Annotated in this window: 17 protein-coding genes and 1 pseudogene; 10 read left to right on the top strand and 8 right to left on the bottom strand. The window is 66.5% G+C overall.

Going from position 1 to position 19,399, the window contains the following annotated elements:
- Window positions 1–75: 75 nt before the first annotated feature.
- Window positions 76–1,347 (top strand): DUF4010 domain-containing protein, encoded by a 1,272-nt coding sequence (locus EDF56_RS12785; protein WP_132387947.1) that lies wholly within the window; start codon window positions 76–78, stop codon window positions 1,345–1,347.
- Here the strand turns inward: EDF56_RS12785 and EDF56_RS12780 are convergent.
- Genes EDF56_RS12780 through EDF56_RS12770 form a run of 3 tightly spaced genes read right to left on the bottom strand, consistent with a single transcriptional unit; the run spans window position 1,344 to window position 3,926 of the window.
- Complete coding sequence (locus EDF56_RS12780; RefSeq protein WP_243652568.1) at window positions 1,344–2,756, bottom strand: phosphomannomutase/phosphoglucomutase; 1,413 nt, start codon at window positions 2,754–2,756, stop codon at window positions 1,344–1,346. The genes EDF56_RS12785 and EDF56_RS12780 overlap by 4 nt on opposite strands.
- A gap of 11 nt (window positions 2,757–2,767) precedes the next feature.
- Entirely contained in the window at window positions 2,768–3,103 is a 336-nt protein-coding gene (locus tag EDF56_RS12775) for a J domain-containing protein (protein WP_132387945.1), read from the bottom strand.
- A 10-nt stretch (window positions 3,104–3,113) separates the two neighbouring features.
- Window positions 3,114–3,926 carry a division plane positioning ATPase MipZ gene (locus tag EDF56_RS12770; protein ID WP_132387943.1) on the bottom strand — a complete coding sequence of 271 codons (813 nt, stop codon included), beginning with the start codon at window positions 3,924–3,926 and terminating at the stop codon, window positions 3,114–3,116.
- 159 nt (window positions 3,927–4,085) lie between these two features.
- Between EDF56_RS12770 and panC the strand changes: the two genes are divergently transcribed.
- From panC to EDF56_RS12750, 4 genes are all read left to right on the top strand, one after another.
- Window positions 4,086–4,958, top strand: a complete 873-nt coding sequence (gene panC / locus EDF56_RS12765) for a pantoate--beta-alanine ligase (protein ID WP_132387941.1) — start codon at window positions 4,086–4,088, stop codon at window positions 4,956–4,958.
- Between the two features lie 74 nt (window positions 4,959–5,032).
- Window positions 5,033–5,437 carry a DUF2946 family protein gene (locus EDF56_RS12760; protein WP_132387939.1) on the top strand — a complete coding sequence of 135 codons (405 nt, stop codon included), beginning with the start codon at window positions 5,033–5,035 and terminating at the stop codon, window positions 5,435–5,437.
- A 90-nt stretch (window positions 5,438–5,527) separates the two neighbouring features.
- Entirely contained in the window at window positions 5,528–7,813 is a 2,286-nt protein-coding gene (locus tag EDF56_RS12755; RefSeq protein ID WP_132387937.1) for a TonB-dependent receptor, read from the top strand.
- Window positions 7,813–9,180 carry a PepSY domain-containing protein gene (locus EDF56_RS12750; protein WP_243652567.1) on the top strand — a complete coding sequence of 456 codons (1,368 nt, stop codon included), beginning with the start codon at window positions 7,813–7,815 and terminating at the stop codon, window positions 9,178–9,180. The genes EDF56_RS12755 and EDF56_RS12750 overlap by 1 nt, the downstream gene beginning before the upstream one ends.
- Window positions 9,181–9,227: 47 nt before the next feature.
- On the opposite strand, the gene cydX is transcribed toward EDF56_RS12750, so the two are convergent.
- From cydX to EDF56_RS12735, 3 genes are read right to left on the bottom strand one after another with little or no spacing between them, the layout of a single operon-like run.
- Entirely contained in the window at window positions 9,228–9,344 is a 117-nt protein-coding gene (cydX, locus tag EDF56_RS12745; protein WP_132387935.1) for a cytochrome bd-I oxidase subunit CydX, read from the bottom strand.
- A 10-nt stretch (window positions 9,345–9,354) separates the two neighbouring features.
- Complete coding sequence (cydB, locus tag EDF56_RS12740; RefSeq protein ID WP_132387933.1) at window positions 9,355–10,503, bottom strand: cytochrome d ubiquinol oxidase subunit II; 1,149 nt, start codon at window positions 10,501–10,503, stop codon at window positions 9,355–9,357.
- 13 nt (window positions 10,504–10,516) lie between these two features.
- Window positions 10,517–12,103, bottom strand: coding sequence for a cytochrome ubiquinol oxidase subunit I (locus EDF56_RS12735; RefSeq protein WP_207904706.1), 1,587 nt, complete (start codon window positions 12,101–12,103; stop codon window positions 10,517–10,519).
- A 159-nt stretch (window positions 12,104–12,262) separates the two neighbouring features.
- Here EDF56_RS12735 and EDF56_RS12730 point away from each other — a divergent pair, with 159 nt between their 5' ends.
- Window positions 12,263–13,816, top strand: coding sequence for an ATP-binding cassette domain-containing protein (locus tag EDF56_RS12730; protein WP_132387929.1), 1,554 nt, complete (start codon window positions 12,263–12,265; stop codon window positions 13,814–13,816).
- Window positions 13,813–15,402, top strand: coding sequence for an ATP-binding cassette domain-containing protein (locus tag EDF56_RS12725; RefSeq protein ID WP_243652566.1), 1,590 nt, complete (start codon window positions 13,813–13,815; stop codon window positions 15,400–15,402). Before EDF56_RS12730 ends, EDF56_RS12725 begins: the two co-directional genes overlap by 4 nt.
- Window positions 15,403–15,406: 4 nt before the next feature.
- Here the strand turns inward: EDF56_RS12725 and EDF56_RS12720 are convergent, their stop codons facing one another.
- Complete coding sequence (locus EDF56_RS12720) at window positions 15,407–15,799, bottom strand: metalloregulator ArsR/SmtB family transcription factor (protein WP_132387927.1); 393 nt, start codon at window positions 15,797–15,799, stop codon at window positions 15,407–15,409.
- Window position 15,800: 1 nt separating this feature from the next.
- Complete coding sequence (locus EDF56_RS12715; protein ID WP_243652565.1) at window positions 15,801–16,442, bottom strand: redoxin domain-containing protein; 642 nt, start codon at window positions 16,440–16,442, stop codon at window positions 15,801–15,803.
- Window positions 16,443–16,735: 293 nt separating this feature from the next.
- Between EDF56_RS12715 and EDF56_RS12710 the strand changes: the two genes are divergently transcribed.
- The 3 genes and pseudogenes from EDF56_RS12710 to EDF56_RS12700 all read left to right on the top strand — a co-directional run bounded on the left by EDF56_RS12710 (window position 16,736) and on the right by EDF56_RS12700 (window position 19,391).
- Complete coding sequence (locus EDF56_RS12710) at window positions 16,736–16,924, top strand: hypothetical protein (protein ID WP_165912183.1); 189 nt, start codon at window positions 16,736–16,738, stop codon at window positions 16,922–16,924.
- A gap of 472 nt (window positions 16,925–17,396) precedes the next feature.
- Window positions 17,397–17,671: pseudogene (locus EDF56_RS12705) on the top strand (glucose-1-phosphate thymidylyltransferase); the annotation flags it as partial.
- On the top strand, window positions 17,640–19,391 hold the full coding sequence (locus EDF56_RS12700) for a glycosyltransferase family 2 protein (protein ID WP_243652564.1): 1,752 nt from the start codon (window positions 17,640–17,642) through the stop codon (window positions 19,389–19,391). The pseudogene EDF56_RS12705 and the gene EDF56_RS12700, both read left to right, overlap by 32 nt.
- The last annotated feature ends 8 nt before the right edge of the window (window positions 19,392–19,399 follow it).

The raw sequence follows: 19,399 nt of genomic DNA, 5'->3' as shown, positions 1-19,399 counted from the left end.
CGCAAGAACGTCCGACTTGCGCTTCGCCGCGCGCACAGTCACCATGGCAAGCCGATGCCACCGACGCGGGGGCCCATGCCGATCGACCTCGAGCTTTCCGACCTCGCCCGACTTGCTGTGAGCCTTGCGCTTGGGCTGCTGGTGGGCATCCAGCGCGGCTGGGCCCAGCGTGACCGGCAGGAAGGCACGCGCTTCGCAGGCGTCCGCACTTTCGCACTGATCGGACTTATCGGCGGCATTGCCGGCATGCTCTTTCGCGGCGCGCCGGGTCCGGCCACGGTTCTGCTCGGCTCGGCGGGGCTGCTGGTGCTGGTGGGGTACCTTCGCGACAGCCGTCTCAGCGAAACCGCCAGCGGGACGAGCGGCCTCGTCGCCCTGCTCACGCTCGCCAGCGGTTTTCTCGTCGGCGTGGGAGAGCGCCTGACCGGCACCGCCATCGCCGTCATCATGGTCCTCCTGCTGGCCCTGCGCGATCAGCTTCACGGATGGATCAACCGGCTCAGCCAGCGCGAGGTGCTGTCGATTGCGCGCTATGCGCTGGTCGCGCTGGTGATTCTGCCGCTGTTGCCGGACAAGGCTTTCGGGCCCTACGGCGCGTGGAATCCGCGCCATCTCTGGCTGGTGGTCGTGCTGGTCTCGGGCCTCTCGTTCGCCGGCTATTTCGCGACCCGCATGCTCGGTGCGACGCGCGGAATCATCGCTACCGCCGCCGCCGGGGCGCTGGTGTCTTCGGCGGCCGTGACCGCATCGCTCGCCAGCCGCATGAAGGAGGGGGAGGAGCCGCGCCCGGTCTTCCCCGCCGCCATCGCCTTCGCCTCGGTCATCATGTTTCTGCGCGTGCTGGTGCTGGTGGCCATCCTCGCCCCGATTGCCCTGCCGACGCTGGCGCGGCTGATCGCGCCCGGCCTTGTCGTCGCGATCATTGCCGCCGGTTGGTACCTCAGGCGCAGCCGTAACGCCGCCACGCCGAATCCCGGCCACGAAATCGCGATGCGCAACCCGTTCGACATCGGGCCCGCACTGATGCTGGCGGGTCTCGTCATGGTGCTGACCGTCGCTTCGCTCTGGGTTCTGGACAGCTTCGGCGAGCACGGCCTTGCGGCGGTGCTGGCGATCTCCGGCACGATCGATGTGGATGCCGCGATCATCACTCTGGGCGGCCTGACCGGCCACTCGCTCGACGCGCGGATGGCCGGACTGGTGCTGGCGGTGCCCATCGCGCTCAACACTTTGTACAAGGCGGGCGTGGTCGTCAGCCTTGCGGGATGGCGGAACGGCCGGTCCGCCGCGCTGCCCCTTGCCGGCAGCGCGCTGGCCATCGGCGCGGCGGTGCTGACGCTGCTTTAGCGCGAGAGCCCCGAAGCGGCGAGTTGGGCGTCGATTTCCGCGACAAGGCGCTCCAGCCCTTCGGCCGTCTCGCTTTCGGCCCGCGCCACCAGCATATCCTGCGTGTTCGAGGCGCGCAGAAGCCACCAGCCGTCGGCCGTCGTGACGCGCACGCCATCCACCGCGACGACCTCGGCCCCGGCTTCGATCAGCCGCGCATGGACTTCCTCGACGGCGGCAAACTTGCGGCTCTCCGCCACCCGGAAACGCAGTTCCGGGGTCGAGACGAGGCGCGGCATCGCCGCATGCAAATCCTCGACACTGCGCCCCAGCCGCAAGGTCGCGGCGATCAGCCGCAGCGCGGCATAGAAAGCGTCGTCGAAACCGTAATAGTCGTCGGCGAAGAACATGTGCCCGGTCATCTCGCCCGCGAGCAGCGCGCCGGTTTCCTTCATCCGCGCCTTGATGAGCGCGTGCCCGGTCTTCCACATGTCCGGCACGCCGCCCAGCCGTGCGACGCTGTCGAACAGCACGCGCGAGGCCTTGACGTCGGCAATGACCTGCGCCCCCGGATTCCGCCGCAGCAGGTCTTCGGCATAGATCAGCAGCAGCTGGTCCCCGGCAAGCGCACGGCCCGCTCCGTCGATCACGCCGATACGGTCCGCATCGCCGTCGAAAGCCACTCCGAAATCGAGGTTCTTTGCCGCGACGAGCGCCCTGAGGTCTGCCAGATTGGCCTCCTCGCTCGGATCCGGATGGTGGTTCGGGAAGGTCCCGTCCACTTCCGTGAAGAGAAGATGATGCTCCCCAGGCAAGCGCGAGATCAGCAGTTCCAGCACGGGTCCGGCAGCTCCGTTGCCGGCGTCCCAGCCGATACGCAGATCGGCCAGACGGTCTACGGGGAGACCGGCCAGAGCGGGCAGCAAACCCTCGACATAGGCATGCTCGACGCTGCGATCTTCGACGCTGACATCTTCGAGGAGGCCGCCACTATGGACCCGTTCCCAGGCGCCGATCGCAGCTATTTCGCCCAGCCGCTGGATCGCCGCCCCGAAAAACGGACGTCCCTGCATGACCATCTTGAAGCCATTCTGATCGGCGGGATTGTGGCTGCCAGTTATCTGAATGCCGCCCTGCACGTCTTCAGCTGACGCTTCGGCGAAGTAGAGCATCGGGCTGCTCGAAACGCCGATCCGCACCACATCGACGCCGCCGGCCAGCAGGCCTTCGACCAGCGCCGCTTCCAGTGCCGGGGAACTGATCCGCCCGTCGCGGCCGACCACCACCTTGCGGCCGCCTTCGCGGCGCAGCAGCGTGGCAAATGCGCGGCCGATGGCGAGCGCGTCGTCCGTACCGAGATTGACGCCGACGACACCGCGAATGTCATATTCGCGCAGGATCGTCGGATCGAAGCGATGGGTTTCCATCATGCCGGGAGGCCTCAGTTGCGGGCGCCCCGGTCGAGCGTTTCCAGCAGCAGGTCGCGGGCGGCGTTGGCCTCATGGACCTTTTCATTGGATCCACCGCGATCGGGGTGGACCTGCACCACGCGGCGGCGGTGCGCTTCGAGGATGGCCTCGCGGTTCGCGCCTTCCGACACGCCGAGCAGCGCGCGGGCCTGCACTTGCGCGTGGATTTGCGCGAACGACAGCCCCTTGTCCTCCTGCGATGCAGCGGAGTTGAGCTTCATCGTGCGCGCCAGATTGCGCCACGGCCACTGCCCGGTGGTCAGCTTCCAGGCGATGCAACCCAGTGCGATGAGCCAGATGAGTTTCATCGCCCCTACTTCACTTTTCGTCGGCGAGTTCGAACTGCGGCTCGCGGCGGTCCGGCATCGGCAGGTTGAGCCCTGCCACCAGCTGCCGCAGTTCCTGCCGCGCGACCAGATGGCTGGTGCCGAGTTCGCCGAGGTGCCCCTTGTCGAGCAAGGTCAGGCCCGAGGGGAACAGTTCGCGGAAAATAACGCGCTCGGACAGGCCCGGCGAAATCCGGAAGCCCACCCGCTTCGACAGTTCCTTGAGCGCGCCTTCAAGGCGGCGCATGTTCTTCGCCTCGACGTGCTGGACGCGGTTGCGCACCACCACCCAGTCAAGCTCACGCCGACCTTCGTTGATCGTCTTCAACCCGCGCTTCTTGCGGGTTTCCCACATGAGTTCGGCATAGAACGAGAGCTTCTTCACGCGGAACGTGTCGTTCTCCACCTGACCGATCAGGTCGAAGTCCACGAAGCTGTCGTTCAGCGGGGTCACCAGCGTATCCGCCGTGGCGGCGACGTGGCGGGCGAACTGGTCGTCACGGCCCGGGGTGTCGAAAATCAGGAAGTCATAGCCTTCGGCGATGGCTTCGGAGAGATCGTCAAGCTCGCCGATATCGTCGCCGTCGTAGACCGAGAAACGCGCGCCCGGCAGCGCGATGTCGCGCAGCTTTTCGGTTTCGATGCGGTTTTCGAGGTAGCGATAAAGCGTGCGCTGGCGCGGATCGAGGTCGATCGCGGCCACTTTCGCGCCCTGGTAGGCGAGCGCGATGGCGACGTGCACCGCAGTGGTGGACTTGCCGGTGCCGCCTTTTTCATTGGCGAAGACGATGCGATGCGCTGTCACGGACCCTGTCGCTTTCCCTGTTGTCGCCGGCCCTGCCCGGCAAGCGAAGTCTGATCCCCTTCCACCGGAAGCGGATATCCATTGCCGCCCGGGGCGCGCCGGCGCTAAGGGCTGGCGCGAGGACCGGTCAAGTTCATTCTAACGGAGCAGACACCCCCAATGCAAACCGTCCACAGCCTTGATCCACTGCGCCGTTCGGTTTCCGCCCTCCGCCAATCCGGTACGGGCTCCGGAACGATCGCCCTCGTGCCCACCATGGGCGCGCTTCATGAAGGGCACCTGACACTCGTGCGCGAGGCGCGCAAGCGGGCGGATCACGTGGTTGTCTCGATTTTCGTCAACCCGCTCCAGTTCGGTGTAAACGAGGATCTCGACGCCTATCCGCGCCAGCTTGAGCGCGATTGCGCGCTGCTGGAGCCCGAAGGCGTGGCGCTGGTCTGGGCGCCGACCGTGGAGGCGATGTATCCGCAGGGCTTTGCCACCAATGTGGGGGTTACCGGCGTCAGCGACGGTCTGTGCGGCGCCTCGCGCCCCGGCCATTTCGATGGCGTGGCCACGGTCGTGTGCAAGCTGTTCCATCAGGTCCTGCCCGATATCGCGCTGTTTGGAGAGAAGGACTGGCAGCAACTGGCGGTCATCCGCCGCATGGCGCGCGATCTCGACCTTACCCGGCCCCATGTCGATAACGTGATCGGGGTGGAGACGGTGCGCGAGACGGACGGGCTCGCCCGCTCCTCGCGCAATGCCTATCTGGCGGCGGAAGAGCGCGCGCAGGCGGTTACTCTGCCCACCGCAATGAAAGTCGCGATCGCCGCGATCGAGAGCGGCGAGCCGGTCGGCCAGACCATCGCAGCGCTGGAAGCGGCGCTGATCGCGGGCGGTTTCGCGTCGGTGGACTATGCCGAACTGCGCGATGCCGAGAACCTTGACCTGCTCGGTGCCCGCAGCGAGCGGCCGATGCGCCTGCTGGTCGCCGCGCGGATCGGCAAGGCCCGGCTGATCGACAACATGGCAGTCGCGCCTTCGGCCTGATCGCCGCCCCGAACTCTCTTGACGCATGCACTTGAGCCGTGACGGGGCGGTCGTTTCCGGCTAGTCCCCCTGCCGTGGGCACTCTTCGGCACTTCTTTCGGGCCCGACCCGGGCTGGCGGCACTGCTGCTGGCGGTGGCGCTGTGCCTCAAGGCCGTGGTTCCCGCCGGTTACATGCCCGCTGCGCAGGGCGGCCCGCTGATGGTCGAACTCTGCTCCGGCGCTGCCTCTACGGGCGGCAAGGTCATGGTCGCGCTCGCCCGCAAGGGCGGGGCCGGAAACGACGCCGGCAAGGCGATGGACCACCCTTGCGCCTTCTCGTCGCATGCGGCGGCGGCGATCGATGCCGCGCTGCCGGTGCTGCTGGCCGCCGCGCTCGCTTTCGTCTTCGTCGCCGCGATCCTGCGCGCGCCGCTGGCGCTGCCTGCCCTCCGTACGGGCTTGCGGCCACCCTTGCGCGGACCACCCGCGACCATCTGATCCCCGCCACAGCCGCACGTTCGCATGCGGCCCCTCCGGCTTGAGTGCACGCTGACGTTCATCGCGCGTGCCGATCAGGTGAAATTTTCGATGATCCGTATCTGGCTCGCGCTTGGCGCGGCTCCGCTTGCCCTCATTTCCCTCCCGGCCATGGCCGAGGAACCCGCAGATGCCCCATCGGGCGATTCCATCCTCGTCGTCGGCCAGCGTGACGCGCCGATCAGCCTGGAAGCGCGCGGCCTTTCGGTCAGCCTTGGCGACGAGCAGTTCCAGGCCGTGAACGCCCAGAACGTCGAGGACCTGATGAAATACGCGCCCGATTTCTTCGTGCGCAAACGCTTCGCGGGCGATTCCAACGGCGTTCCGGGTTTTCGCGGCACCCATTCGACCCAGAGCGCCCGTTCGCTGGTGATGGTGGACGGCTTCACCGTCTCCAACTTCCTCGGCAATTCGTTCGCCTATGCGCCCAAGTGGGGCGTCGTCGGCCCCGGCGAGGTTTCACAGTTCGACGTCGTCTACGGCCCCTATTCGGCGCGCTACGCGGGCAATTCGATGGGCGGCGTGGTCAATATCACCACGCGTTCGCCGGAGAAGACCGAGGCTTTCGTGACCGTGCAGGGCCTGCTCCAGCCCTACGACCAGTTCGCGACGCATGACAGCTATTGGGGCTGGTCGGGCGAGGCGGGCGTGGGCTTCCGGCAGAAGGACGGCCCGTGGTCGCTGCGCCTTTCCGGCCGCCATTTCCGCAACGACGGCCAGCCGATGATGTTCTACGGCCTCACGCCGTCGACCGGCTCGGGACCCGAAGTCACCGGGGCGGTGATCGATCCGAAGCAGCACATGGCGGGCGCCCCCGGCACCGCCGCCAGCCCGATCTTCGCGGCCCAGAGCCCCGCCGCGATCACGCAGGATCAGGCCAAGCTGCGGCTCGGCTATGACGGCGCCTCCGGCGTGACCGGCGAAGTGCTGCTGGCCTACTGGCACAATCTCGACAGCCAGACCGCCCCCGATTGCTACTTGCGCGATGCGGCCGGCAACGTGGTCTGCGACGGCCTCGTCTCCATCGGCGGGCAGACCTACAAGGCCAGCGGCGCCAACTGGTCCCGCACCCTGCGCGACGAACTGCTGGCCGGCGCCAAAGTGTCGGCACCGCTTTCCGACGCGCTGACGCTGAGCGCCAATGTCTCGACCTACCAGATCCTGCGGTCGGACGGCTTCACATCGACAGGCTATGTGGCCGGTGCCTCGGACGGCGCGGGCACCTTGGCGCGGCAGGGGCCGACCTACTGGTACACCGGCGACCTCGGCCTCACCGCCGATCTCGACGGCGCGCAACTCGCGGGGGGCTTCAGCGGCAATGTCTACAGGACCGACGTCATCAACTACGCCCTCGCCAACTGGCGCAGCGATGCGGCGGCGGCGTTCTCGACCGAGACTTTCGGCAAGACCCGCAACCTTGCCGCATGGGCCGAACTGCGCGTGCCGGTCAGCACCGTCACGCTGACGCTGGGCACCCGCTTCGAGGACTGGCGCGCGTTCGGCGGCGGGCTTGGCCGTCTCGACACCTCAGGCCAGCCGGTGTTCAACCGCTACGACAGCCGCCACGCCAGCGCCTTCCAGCCCAAGGCCTCGGCCGAATGGGCGATCGACAGTCAGACCAGCCTCCAGCTCAGCCTTGCCAAGGCCACGCGCTTTCCCACCGTGGGTGAGCTGTTTCAGGGCAGTCTCAATGGCGACGGCAGCTTCAATCCCGACAGCTTCGATCCGAACCTGAAGCCCGAGCGCTCGACCGACGCCAACCTTCTGCTCGCCCGCCAGTTCGGCAAAGTGAAGCTCACCGGATCGGCGTTCTGGCAGCGGGTGAGCAACACGATCTTCGCCTTCACCGGCTTCAACCAGAATGGCGTCACGACGTCGACTTTCAAGAATATCGACCTCACTCGCCAATATGGCTTCGAACTGATCGCCGAAGTCCGGAACGTACTGCCCGGCCTAGACGTGGACGCCAACGCGGCGTGGATCGATTCGATTACCGTACGCAATGACGCCGCCCCCGCCGCCGAGGGTGTGCAGTTCCCCCGCATCCCGCGCTGGCGGCTCAACGGCAATCTGCGATATCGCGTGATCCCGCCGGTCCTGCTCTCGCTGGGTGTGCGCTATGCCAGCCGCCCGAACACCGACCTGTTCGGCCTCCAGCGCGGCGATACTTACGGCTACACCTCCGAACTCTTCGCGCTCGACGCCAAAGTGAGCTGGGACGTGACCGAACAGCTGCGCCTGAGCGCGGGCGTCGACAACCTGACCAATGACCGGGCCTGGGTCTACCACCCCTACCCGCAGCGCAGCTTCCTGGTGGAAGCGGGATGGAAGATGTGATGGGTACTGAAATGCGGGCCGAACGCTGGTACCGCGCGGTCTGGCGCTGGCACTTCTATGCCGGGCTGTTCTGCGTGCCTTTCGTGCTGTGGCTCTCCGTCACCGGCGGGCTCTACCTGTTCAAGCCGCAGATCGAGCAGGCGCTCTATGCCCCCTATCGCGGCGTCGCCAGCGGACAGGCCCCGCGTCTTTCGCCAGACCGTATCGCCGCGAGCGCCGTGGCGGCCGTGCCGGGATCGATGCTCCACAAATACGTCCTGCCCCGATCCCCGGCCGACGCGGTGGAAGTGCTGGTGGGCAAGGGCGCGACCGACATCCGCGTCTGGGTCCATCCCGAGACCGGCGCGGTGCTCTACCAGGTGCCGGAGGAAAGCCGCTTCATGCGCGTGGTCTTCCGTCTCCATGGCGAGCTGCTTTCGGGAGACTACGGCTCGGCGCTGGTGGAAACGGCGGCGTGCTGGACCATCGTCATGCTCCTGACAGGGCTGTTCCTGTGGTGGCCACGCGCCGCGAACGGTCTTGCCGGGGTGCTCTACCCACGCCTGTTCCGGGGCCGGACGCTGTTCTGGCGCGATATCCACGCCGTCACCGGGCTGTGGATCACGCTGGGGGCGGTGTTCCTGATCGCCACGGGTCTGCCCTGGGCCAATGCCTGGGGGAGCTACTTCGGGCAGGTGCGCTATCTGACCGGCACCGCTGCCGGACGGCAGGACTGGTCCGCCGGCTCCGATGCCGACGCCCACCGGCGCGCCATGGCCGATGCCGGAATGCGGGCGATGATGTCCGAACATGCCGAGCATCACGGCATGACCATGAGCCACATGGCCGCGAGCCCCGCCGCACTCGATGCCGTCGTCGCCCGCGCGGGCGGCCTTGGCTTCGCGCATCCGGTCGAGGTCAGCCCGCCCACGGCCTCCGGCGCGCCGTGGCAGGTCCGCAGTCAGGACGAAAACCGCCCGATGCGCGACAGCGCCGAAGTCGCCAATGACGGTACCCTGATCGGCATCGAGCGCTTCTCGCAGCGGCATTGGGTCGACCGCGCGGTCGGTTACGGTGTTGCCATCCACGAAGGGGCATGGCGGGGACTTGCCAACCAGCTCGTCAATCTGGCGGTGCTGTTGGGGCTGGTCACGCTCTGCCTGTCGAGCGTGGTGCTGTGGTGGCGACGGCGGCCGCAGGGCCGTCTCGGCGCGCCGGCCACGCTGGCCCCGCTGCGCCATAGCTGGGCGCTGGTCGCGCTGGTCCTGCTAATGGCCTTGCTGATGCCGCTGTTCGGGATCTCGCTGGGCCTTGCCGTGCTGGCCGAGTGGGGCCTCAGGCGGATCGCGCCGAGGCTGGGCGCATGGATGGGCTGGCGAACCGCCTGAAACGAAACGGCGGCGCTCCCTGCAAGAGCGCCGCCGCTGTCATGGCGTCAATCGAGTACCGTCTTCTCTTCGGACGGGTCGCTGTGGAACTCGTGCCACACGCCGTTGATGATGCCGAAGCCGACGGCCAGCCCGACGCCGAGGATCCAGGAAAAGTACCACATAGTCGGCTCCTCAATAGAAATCGGGGTTAAGGCCCACTTCGCGCTCGGTCACCCGGCCGAACATGATCTTGTAGGCCCAGGCGGTGTAGGCGAGCACGATCGGCAGCAGGATCACCGTCGCCAGCAACATGATGAACAGGGTCATGTGGCTGGACGAGGCGTTCCAGACCAGCAGGCTGGAGCGGTTGTCGATCGAGCTGGGCAGGATGAAGGGGAACATCGACAGGCCGACCGAGGCGATGATGCCCAGATTCGCCATCGAGGATCCCGCGAAGACCAGTACGTCCTTGCGCCCGCGAATGCCCGCCAGCGCCACCAGCGGCCCGGCAAGCCCCAGCACCGGCGCCAGGATCATCCACGGATGCGCGCCGTAATTGGCCAGCCACGCTCCCGCTGCCGGCACGCTCACCGCAAGCCGGGGGTTCGACGGCCCCATCGGATCGACCGCGCCGATCACCGTGTAACCGATGTCGCCCATCGCCAGCCACACGCCGCCCGCCGCGTAGAGCACAAGGGCGACAAGCGCGGCCACCTGACCGTAAGTCTGCGCCCGGTCGCGCGCGGCACCGTGTTCCAGCTTGAGCGTCAGCCAGCCCGCCCCGTGCAGCACCAGCATGCTGACCGAGACCAGTCCGCTCAGGAGCGCGAAGGGGCTGAACAGGCCGAGCAACGTGCCGACGTAGAAGCTGCGCAGATCGCTATCGAGCCGGAACGGCACGCCCTGCAGGACATTGCCCACCGCCACGCCGAAGACCAGAGCGGGCACCAGCCCGCCGACGAACAGCGCCCAGTCCCAGCGCGAGCGCCAGCCCGCATCGGGCTTCTTCGAACGATACTTGAAGCCGACGGGCCGCAGGATCAGCGCCGATAGCACCAGGAACATCGCCAGATAGAAGCCCGAGAAGCTGACGGCGTAGACGAATGGCCAGGCCGCGAAGATGGCGCCGCCGCCAAGGATGAACCAGACCTGGTTGCCCTCCCAGGTCGGGCCGATGGCATTGATCACCATGCGGCGCTCGGCATCGGTGCGCCCCACGAAGGGCAGGAGCGCCGCCGAGCCGAGATCGAAACCATCGGTAAGCGCAAAGCCGATGAGCAGGACGCCAAGCAGCGTCCACCAGATCAGCCGCAGCGTTTCGTAGTCGAAGGGAATGGTCATCGTTGCCTCCGTCTTACTCGGCCGGGATGGCGGTGAAGGTGGTGGCGGGCGCCCGCTCGGGCGCGGGATCGCCATCGTCGTTGCCCTCGTAGATCTCGGGCCCCTTGCGGATCGTCGCCAGCATGAGCCTGACCTCGATCACCGCCATGATCCCGTAGAGCACGGTGAAGCCGGTGATGGTCGTCCAGATCTGGCCTCTCGTCAGGCTCGACGCGCCAAGGAACGTCGGCAGCACGCCGTCCACCGCCCAGGGCTGACGCCCGAGTTCGGCGACCAGCCAGCCCACCTCGATCGCGATCCATGGCAAGGGGATCGCCAGCACCGCCGCGCGCAGGAACCACTTGCGGTCGAACTGGCGGCGGACCGAGAACGTGAAGGCCGTGGCGAAGAAGGCGATGAAGAAGAAGCCCAGCCCCGCCATGATGCGGAACATCCAGAACAGCGCCGGCACATTGGGTACCGTGGTCCAGGCAGCCTTCTCGATAGTCGCGGCATCGGCCTTGCGCGGATCGGCGACGAACCGCTTGAGCAGCAGGGCAAAGCCGAGATCGTCCTTGTTCCGCTCCCACGCCTCGCGCGCGGCAAGGTCGTTGCGGTCGACTTTCAGCCGCTCCACCGCGTCATAGGCGATGATGCCGCTGCGCATCCGGTTTTCGGCCCGCTCGACCAGCGGGATAATGCCGGTGACTTCGCCGGTGATGCTGCGCGTGGCGACAAGGCCGAGGATGTAGGGAATCCTGATCTCGAACGCCGTCTCATGCGCCGAGTTCGACGGAATGCCGAACAGGTCGAGCCCGGCGGGAGCCTGTTCGGTTTCCCACATGGCCTCGATCGCGGCCAGCTTCATCTGCTGGTTGTCGGTCAGCGCGTAACCGCTCTCGTCACCCAGCACCACGACCGAGAGCGAGGACAGCAGGCCGAACGATGCCGCCACGGTGAAGCTGCGCTTGGCAAGCTCCAGATGGCGCCCGCGCAGCAGGTAATAGCACGATACGCCCAGCACGAAGACGCTGGCGCAGACATAGCCGGCGCTCACGGTGTGGACGAACTTCGCCTGCGCGACCGGATTGAAGATCACGTCCTTGAAGTTGGACACTTCCATGCGCATCGTTTCGGGATTGAACACCGCGCCGGTCGGATGCTGCATCCAGCCGTTGGCGATGAGGATCCACAGCGCCGAAAGGTTGGAGCCCAGCGCGACCATGAATGTCGTCAGCAAGTGGCCGCGCTTGGACAGGCGGTCCCAGCCGAAGAACATCAGGCCGACGAACGTGGCTTCGAGGAAGAAGGCCATGAGCCCCTCGATCGCCAGCGGCGCCCCGAAAATGTCGCCCACATAGTGCGAGTAATAGGCCCAGTTGGTGCCGAACTCGAACTCCATGGTAAGCCCGGTGGCGACACCGAGCACGAAATTGATGCCGAAAAGCTTGCCCCAGAACCGGGTGACGTCCCGCCAGATGGGGCGGTCCGTCATCACATAAACACTTTCCATAATTACTAGAATGAAGGAAAGGCCAAGCGTGAGGGGAACGAAGAGAAAATGGTACAGCGCCGTAAGGGCGAACTGCAACCGGGAGAGTTCAACCACTGCCATGTCGATCATGTCGAATCCTGCCTTTTGAGCGGCCTGGAGAGACAGTTAAGGTTGCCTCGTACAGGTTGGTTTCGTAGGGTCGCGTTAGGCTCGCCCAAGTGGGCTGTCAAACAATAGTTACATGGTTTCTTTAATTTGATCTATATCAAAACAACGGCGCCATGGATGGTCGACATCGCCGGCGCAGCCATGCTCTCGTGGGGTCTGGCCAGTGGTGTGGGGCAGATTGCCGCGCACGCGTCCGGGCCCGCTACCGGTTCCCTTGCGGGATCCGGTCCCCTGCTGCTGCCCGCCGCACTTATCCTCGGCGGGGCGACCCTGCGTGCCGGCGCGGCTTTCGCCGTGGACCGGAATGCCGTCGGCACCGCGCAGGCTGAAAGCCGTGAACGCCGCCGCCGGTTGTGGCCCGCTCTCCTCGGTAAACCGCTTCCGGGCCCGCTAAGCACCGGGGAAAGCACCACACTTGCCATTGACCATAACACGGCAATCGAGAATCGCGATGTCCGCTTTTCGCCGGTCCGCCTGAACGCGGTTCTGGGCCCGCTGGTGGTCGCCGCGCTGGTCGCGCCGGCCAGTCTCGTCGCGGCTGCAATCATGTTAGCGACACTGCTGCCCTTCGTGCTCGGCTCGATCCTGGCCGGCACCGCCGCCCGGCGTGCATCCGACCGCCAGCTTGCCGCGCTTTCCGCGCTGTCCGGCCTTTTCGTGGACCGTGTGACGCACTTGCCGCTGATCCGCCATTTCGGCGCCGAGGCCCGCATCTCGCGTCAGGTGCGCGAGGCCACCGATCAGGTCGCCCATCGCACGGTGACAGTGCTGCGCGCGGCATTCCTTTCGAACGCGGTGCTCGAATTCTTCTCCGCGCTCTCGATCGCGCTGGTGGCGGTCTATTGCGGCTTTTCGCTGCTCGGCCTGCTGCCGTTCGCGCCGCCCGAGCGGCTGACACTGGTACCGGCCTTCTTCGTGCTCGCCATGGCGCCGGAGTTCTATCTGCCGATGCGCCGCCTTGCCGCCGCCTATCATGAAAAGCAGCTTGGCGAAGCCGCCGAAGCCGCGCTCGCGCCTTATGCCGCGCCGCCCGAAGCGTCTTCCACAACGCCGGAACTGCACTTCGACGGCCTGCGCGTTCAGGACCTGACACTCGCCTTTCCCGGCATTGCCGTGGGGCCACTGGACTTCACGCTGGCCCCACACGACCTCGTCGCCCTCACCGGCCCGACCGGCAGCGGCAAAACCAGCACGCTGGCGGTAATCGCCGGGCAACTCCAACCTGCGGCGGGTCAGGTGAGCGGCAACGGCGGCGCCCCCCTGCCGAGCGAGGTCGTGGCATGGGCCGCGCAGCGTCCGCTGCTTGTCACCGGCACGCTGGCCCGTAACCTCGCACTGGCCGCGCCGGAGGCGAGCCCGGAAGATATCCTCGCCGTCGCCGAGCAAGTCGGCCTCGGCCCGCTACTGGCACAGCGCGGCGGGCTCGACATGGTGGTCGACCACGCCGGGTCCGGCCTCTCCGGCGGCGAGCGACGCCGCATCGGGCTCGCACGCGCAATCCTGTCGGGCCGCCCGCTGCTGCTGTGCGACGAGCCCACCGCCGACCTCGACGCCGCCTCCGCCGCGGCCGTGATCGCACTGCTGAAGGACCTTGCCGGATCGCGCTGCATCCTCGTCGCCACACACGATGCCGCGCTGGCGAGCGCCGCAAGGCTGGAGATCGCGCTGTGATCGCCCCTCGCCAAAACCCCCTCGCCATCGCCGGGCTCGCGCGCGGACGCCTGCTTGTCGCCAGCCTCTGCGCCGCTTTCGCAACGATAGCCGCCATCGGGCTGCTCGGCGTCTCCGGCTGGTTCCTGACCGCCGCCGCGCTGGCGGGAGCCGCCGGAACCGTGGCAGTCGGCGCTTTCAACTACCTGATTCCGAGCGCGTTGATCCGCCTGCTCGCCATTGTCCGTACCGTTGCCCGCTACGGCGAGCGGCTGCTCTCGCACAAAGTCGCGCTGGAAGGCATGGCCGCCTTGCGCGGATCGCTGTTCGACAAACTGGCCGCGCAGGATTCGCGCAGCACCAAGGTCGACACCTCGCCGGGTGAGGCCAGCAACCGCCTGATCGACGACGTGGCCGCGCTGGAGGATCTGGTGATCCGCGAACCCGCCCGCCATGCCGCGCTGGTTTCGGCGGCCGTGAGCCTTGGCGCCGCGGTCTTTGCGGGAATTCCGGCGCTGGCTTTCCTCGCGCTCATGCTCGCCGCGCTTCCCCTGCTGTTCGGCACGGTCTCGCACGTGCTGACACAAGCCCCGGCCGAAGCCGCCGCAGAGGCACTGGGCGATTTGCGCCGCCACTATATCGAACTCGCCGCCTCGCGCGCGGAAATCGCCACCTATGGCTTGGCGGACCAGGCCATGGCCGAACTCGAACCGCGCGTCGCCCGGCTCGACCACGCCCGCGCCCGCCTGTTCCGCGCCGAGGCGCTGCAGGGCGGTCTGCTGACGCTCTACGGCGCCTTCGCCATGGCGGGCGTGCTGCTGTTGGCACAGGCCTCCGCGCCCATCGTCGCGCTCGTCATGCTAGCCACGGCTTCAGCGGTGGAGGCGATGGGTGGTTTCGCGCGCAGCCTGCTGCGGCGCGCCTCGCTCGATGCCGGACTGCGCCGGATCGCCGCGCTCGACGCACTCGATCCCACATTACCCGAACCGCTGACGGCGCAGCAGGCGGCCACGATCACATTGGGCGCGCGGTCTTTCGCACCGGGCTCCCGCGTGGCGCTCACCGGCCCCTCGGGCTCGGGCAAGACGCGGGCGCTGCTGGCGCTCGCGGGCATGCAGGGACCGGCGGTTCCGCTTGCTATCGACGGCATCGACGCATCGGCATGCACCGCCCGCCAGCTTAGCGCACAGTTCGCGCTTTCGCCGCAGGACGCCCCGCTGCTGATTGGCACCGTGGCCGACAACCTGCGCCTCGCCCGCACTGGCCTGACCGAAGCGGAGATGTGGGACGCGCTCGACGCAGCGCAGCTCAAGGACCGCATTTCCCGCAGCGAGGCAGGGCTCGATACGCTGCTCGGCGAAGGCGGCGGCACATTCTCGGGCGGCGAACGCAAGCGCCTGTCGCTGGCCCGCGCCCTGCTGGCGAGGCGGCCCTGGCTACTGCTCGACGAGCCCAGCGAAGGGCTCGATGCCCGCACCGAAGCAGCGCTTGTGCAAAGCCTTGGCGCATGGCTGGAGCGGACCGGCACCGGACTGGTCCTCGTCTCCCACCGCCCTGCGCCGCTGGCGCTTTGCAAGGAACGCGTGGAGATCGGCGCGCTGACCTGACCGCTTAGCGCAGGACGCGCGCGAATCCGGCAGCACCGCCTTTGGTCGTGCTCACCGGCTCGACCAACGCCGCAGTCGGTGCGGACGACAGTACCCGCGTCGATACGCCATCGCGCGCCATCCCCGCCAGAAACGCCGCGAGCGCGGCCATGTGGCCGCCATCGACCCGGTAAAACACCTGCTTGCCGGTCCGCCGTGTCGCCACAAGCTCCGCCTTGCGCAGCACCGCAAGCTGCTGCGAAAGCCCGGGCTGGCCAATCCCCGTCACATCCTCGATTTCGCCCACCGAAAGCTCGGCCGCGCGAACCGCGTTGAGGATCTGGAGCCGCAGCGGATGGGCCAGCGCGCGCAGCAGCTCAGCAGTCGCGTCAAGCTCGCTTTCGGTCGCGGGAACCATGTCAGCCCTCCTTGCCGAGCGGCGTGTAGAACCACGCGGCCGGATCGGCGCTGGCGAGCACCGCCTCGGTCGTGTCCTCCGGCGCGCGCAGCAGGTCCTGCCCCTCCTGCCAGTCGGCCGGAGCCAGACCGCCGCCGCCGCGCACCCGCTGGAGCGCCGCCAGCACGCGCAGGATCTCGGGAACCGAGCGGCCGACCGTCAGCGGATAGCTGGTGAGCGCCTGAAGCACGCCATCGGGATCGATGAAATAGGTCATCCGCACGGTCGCGCTGTCATGCGCGTCCGCGCCGACCATGCCGAAACCCCGCGCGATCTCCATCGTCGGATCCTCGATGATGGGAAAGCCGATAGCGGTTCCGGTGGTGTCACGGATCAGGCGGATCCACGCGAGGTGCGAATAGAGACTGTCGATCGAGAGCCCCACCAGCCGGCAATCGCGCGCGGCAAATTGCGGCGCGGCGCGGGCGAGCGCGAGGACTTCGCTGGTGCAGACCGGCGTGAAGTCCGCCGGGTGCGAGAAGAGGATCAACCAGTGCCCGCGATAGTCCTCCAGATCGAAGGGCCCATGCGTGCTGCGCGCGACGAAGCGCGGAACTCGGTCGCCGATACGCAGCGGTTGCAGTGCGCTGTCCTGCTGATCCACTCTATCCTCCACCGGTTTTCGGATTCGAACGCTTACATGATTATTCGCTATCGTAAAGCGTACCTGCATGCGGTCACACCATCGACGCAGCTTTGCGGAGCATATCGGAACTCCCGAGGCTATCACCCTCGCGAACATTGTAATTGAACGGACTGCCCCGCGCTGAAAGTGCGAGGCACTCTCGCCACGGTCGCACACCGGGGACACTTTCGGACAATTTGATGCCGGCGGGACAAAGCGCTGCGACACCCACCGGTCACAAGGGCAAGGTCGAACACCGAAGGGATGCCCAGATGATCCGCCTCTTGCCAGCCATCGCCGCAGTTGCCGCCTCGTCCTCCCTTGCCTACGGCATCGCGCCGGGCGCGCATCAGACCGTCCGCACGGCCCAACATGTCGCCGCGCAACCGGTCGTGCTCGGCAACGACAAGCCGGTATTCCTCGGCCGAATGGTCGTCACCGCCACCCCGCTGTCGCAATAACCCGCCCGGGCGAAAGCCCTTTCAGAGACCCGTGCCAACGCCGAATGTGAAAGCCCGGCCTCTGCTAGTGTAGACCATGATCACTTGGCGAAAACGCCCGTGAACCCGACGATCAACTCGTCGGTCAGATGATCGGACGAATGCGAGGCGCCGCAATGCCCCTGGAAGTCGACATTATTGGTCGCCCAAGGCAGCCCATTCGCGCCCGGACAGGGTCTGCCCGCATGACCTGTCCTGCCGCTTCGTTGGCACAAGCGACCATGGGTCCGAATTTCAAAGGCTCAGGGGAAGGCGGCTGGAGCGGGTAGCGGGAATACAACAGTTTATTCAAACACTTACAATCAATGGAAGTGCCCTCAGATTCGCCAAAGTTGGTCCATTTTTTGTACCCCAGTCAAAGAAAATCAAATGCGGTTCGATTCTCAAGCGCATAACGTCTCAGGTGATTCGCATCACCCTGAACCGCGCCGGGATCACCGACGTCGATCGCGCCTATCTCGAACGCGGTGAACTGGCGGTCGAGATGATGAGGCGTGGCTATGCCTGACTCGATACCGGCACGCCGGACAGCCTGTTCGATGCCGCCGAATATGTGCGCATTCTCGAAAGGCGGCTGGGTTCAAGATTGCCAGCCCGGCGGAGATCGCCTTCCGTCAGGGCTTCATCGATGCCGCGCAGATGGAATGGGTCATCGGCACGCTCGGCAAGTCGGACTATGGCCGTTATCTTCGCGAAATGCTTGGGGAAGCCTGGGCCGCCCGGCTCTCGCACCGTTCCGGCAAGGCTTCGACGCGCACGCTTTGGTCTTGTTCTTACTCTCCAAGGCTTTATCGTCGGCATCGCAATCGATTGGGCCGGAAGAGCTTTGAGGAAATTTTCAAACTTCTGGACGCTGCTGTTGATGCATTTGGAGGCGGTGCACAGCGCCCCCCGACCCTACCTGATCGCTCTGCGCTGGCGGTTGCTGGGCAAGAAGCTGCGGGCCCGCAGCCAGATGGCGCCACTCCTCGGGAAATCGCCAAGGGCCTATCACCTGTGGATCGAGCGGCAGGAAACCCGTCCGCATACTACCCATGCCGCCTGCGCCGCCCCCGAATCGAGGCCGATTATCGCCTTGGTGGATGCCGGTGGCGGGGAAACGCGGTTGGCGGAAACGCTGGAAAGCCTCGCCTCCGAAGGGCTGTCCCGTCTCCTGATCGGAGGCCCTGACGGCCTGTCCATCAAGGACGCGCCGGACCATATCGCCTGGAGCGACATGCCCTGGCTCATGCCGATGGCCGCAGGGGATATCCTGGCCCCGCGCGCAGCCGAAATCTACCGGAGCGCAATTGCGAAAACGCAGGGCCAGATCGTCTATGCCGACGACGATCTGATCGACCACGCGGGCCAGCGCAGCGCGCCCCATTTCAAGCCCGACTGGAATGGCGAACTCTTTCGGCATTTCGATTTCCTGACAGGCGCCTGCGCGGTTCATGCCTCTCGGGAGTGTCTGGCAAGCGTTTCTGATGCCGATTGGGCGCAGACGGTGGTAGCACGGACGCTTGGTTCCGAAGCGCCCGTCCATGTCCCCCATATTCTCCACCACCGGCGTTCGAGGCCGCTGCCCCTCGTGCCGACGGCGCCCGCGATGTCTGCTTATCGGCAACTGCCCAGAGTCAGCGTCATCATTCCCACGCGAAACGGGCTCGATCTGCTGCAGACATGCCTGAGCGGCCTGCAAGGCACGGAATATCCCGACATGGAAATCCTGATCGTCGACAACGGCAGCGACGACCGAGACACCCTGACATTTCTAGCAGGGATCGAGAGCGAAACCTGCAAGGTCCTGAAATTCCCCGGCGCTTTCAACTTTTCGGCCATCAACAACCATGCGGCCGCGCAGGCGGGCGGGGAAATGCTCTGCCTCCTGAACAATGACGTGGAGATGCTTGAGCCCCATTGGCTGACGATCATGGTGGAGCAGGCGCTGCGCGAGAACGTCGGGGCGGTCGGCGCCCAGCTGCTCTATCCCGACGGCCGGATCCAGCATTCCGGGGTCGTGCTGGGCGTGGGGGGAGGAGCGGCCCATGCGCACCGGCTGCTGCGCCCCGACGAAGAAGGCTACTTTCGCCGCCATGCCCTGCCGCAGTTCGTCTCTGCGGTGACGGCGGCCTGCCTAGTTGTGTCGCGGGAACGGTTCATGGCCGTGGGCGGTTTCGATGAGCGCAACTTTGCAGTGGCGTTCAATGATGTCGACTTGTGCATGCGTTTGAACCGCCGCGGATGGCATTCGCTTTACGAGCCGCGTGCGCGGTTGATCCATCACGAATCGGTTTCGCGCGGCCTTGACCGCGACCCCGTCGGCGCGGCGCGCCTTGCGGGAGAACTGGCCCAGCTGAAATTCCTGTGGGCCACGGATCGTATCGTGGACCCTTTCCATCACCCACAACTTAGCCCCTTCAGCGAACACTTCGTGCCGAGGCTGTAGAGTTTTAG

This window comes from Novosphingobium sp. PhB165 (assembly GCF_004341845.1).
Classification (GTDB): domain Bacteria; phylum Pseudomonadota; class Alphaproteobacteria; order Sphingomonadales; family Sphingomonadaceae; genus Novosphingobium.
Note: the sequence above shows the minus strand (reverse complement) of the source record. Positions and strands in the feature narration are given on the sequence as shown.

Coding starts and splice junctions, on each gene's coding strand:
- EDF56_RS12785 (WP_132387947.1), top strand. CDS start 76: ATGCCGATCGACCTCGAGCTTTCCGACCTCGCCCGACTTGCTGTGAGC.
- EDF56_RS12700 (WP_243652564.1), top strand. CDS start 17,640: ATGGCCGTTATCTTCGCGAAATGCTTGGGGAAGCCTGGGCCGCCCGGC.
- EDF56_RS12720 (WP_132387927.1), bottom strand. CDS start 15,799: ATGGTTCCCGCGACCGAAAGCGAGCTTGACGCGACTGCTGAGCTGCTG.
- cydX (WP_132387935.1), bottom strand. CDS start 9,344: ATGTGGTACTTTTCCTGGATCCTCGGCGTCGGGCTGGCCGTCGGCTTC.
- EDF56_RS12775 (WP_132387945.1), bottom strand. CDS start 3,103: ATGAAACTCATCTGGCTCATCGCACTGGGTTGCATCGCCTGGAAGCTG.
- EDF56_RS12755 (WP_132387937.1), top strand. CDS start 5,528: ATGATCCGTATCTGGCTCGCGCTTGGCGCGGCTCCGCTTGCCCTCATT.
- EDF56_RS12730 (WP_132387929.1), top strand. CDS start 12,263: ATGGTCGACATCGCCGGCGCAGCCATGCTCTCGTGGGGTCTGGCCAGT.
- EDF56_RS12750 (WP_243652567.1), top strand. CDS start 7,813: ATGGGTACTGAAATGCGGGCCGAACGCTGGTACCGCGCGGTCTGGCGC.
- cydB (WP_132387933.1), bottom strand. CDS start 10,503: ATGACCATTCCCTTCGACTACGAAACGCTGCGGCTGATCTGGTGGACG.
- EDF56_RS12710 (WP_165912183.1), top strand. CDS start 16,736: ATGATCCGCCTCTTGCCAGCCATCGCCGCAGTTGCCGCCTCGTCCTCC.
- panC (WP_132387941.1), top strand. CDS start 4,086: ATGCAAACCGTCCACAGCCTTGATCCACTGCGCCGTTCGGTTTCCGCC.
- EDF56_RS12780 (WP_243652568.1), bottom strand. CDS start 2,756: ATGATGGAAACCCATCGCTTCGATCCGACGATCCTGCGCGAATATGAC.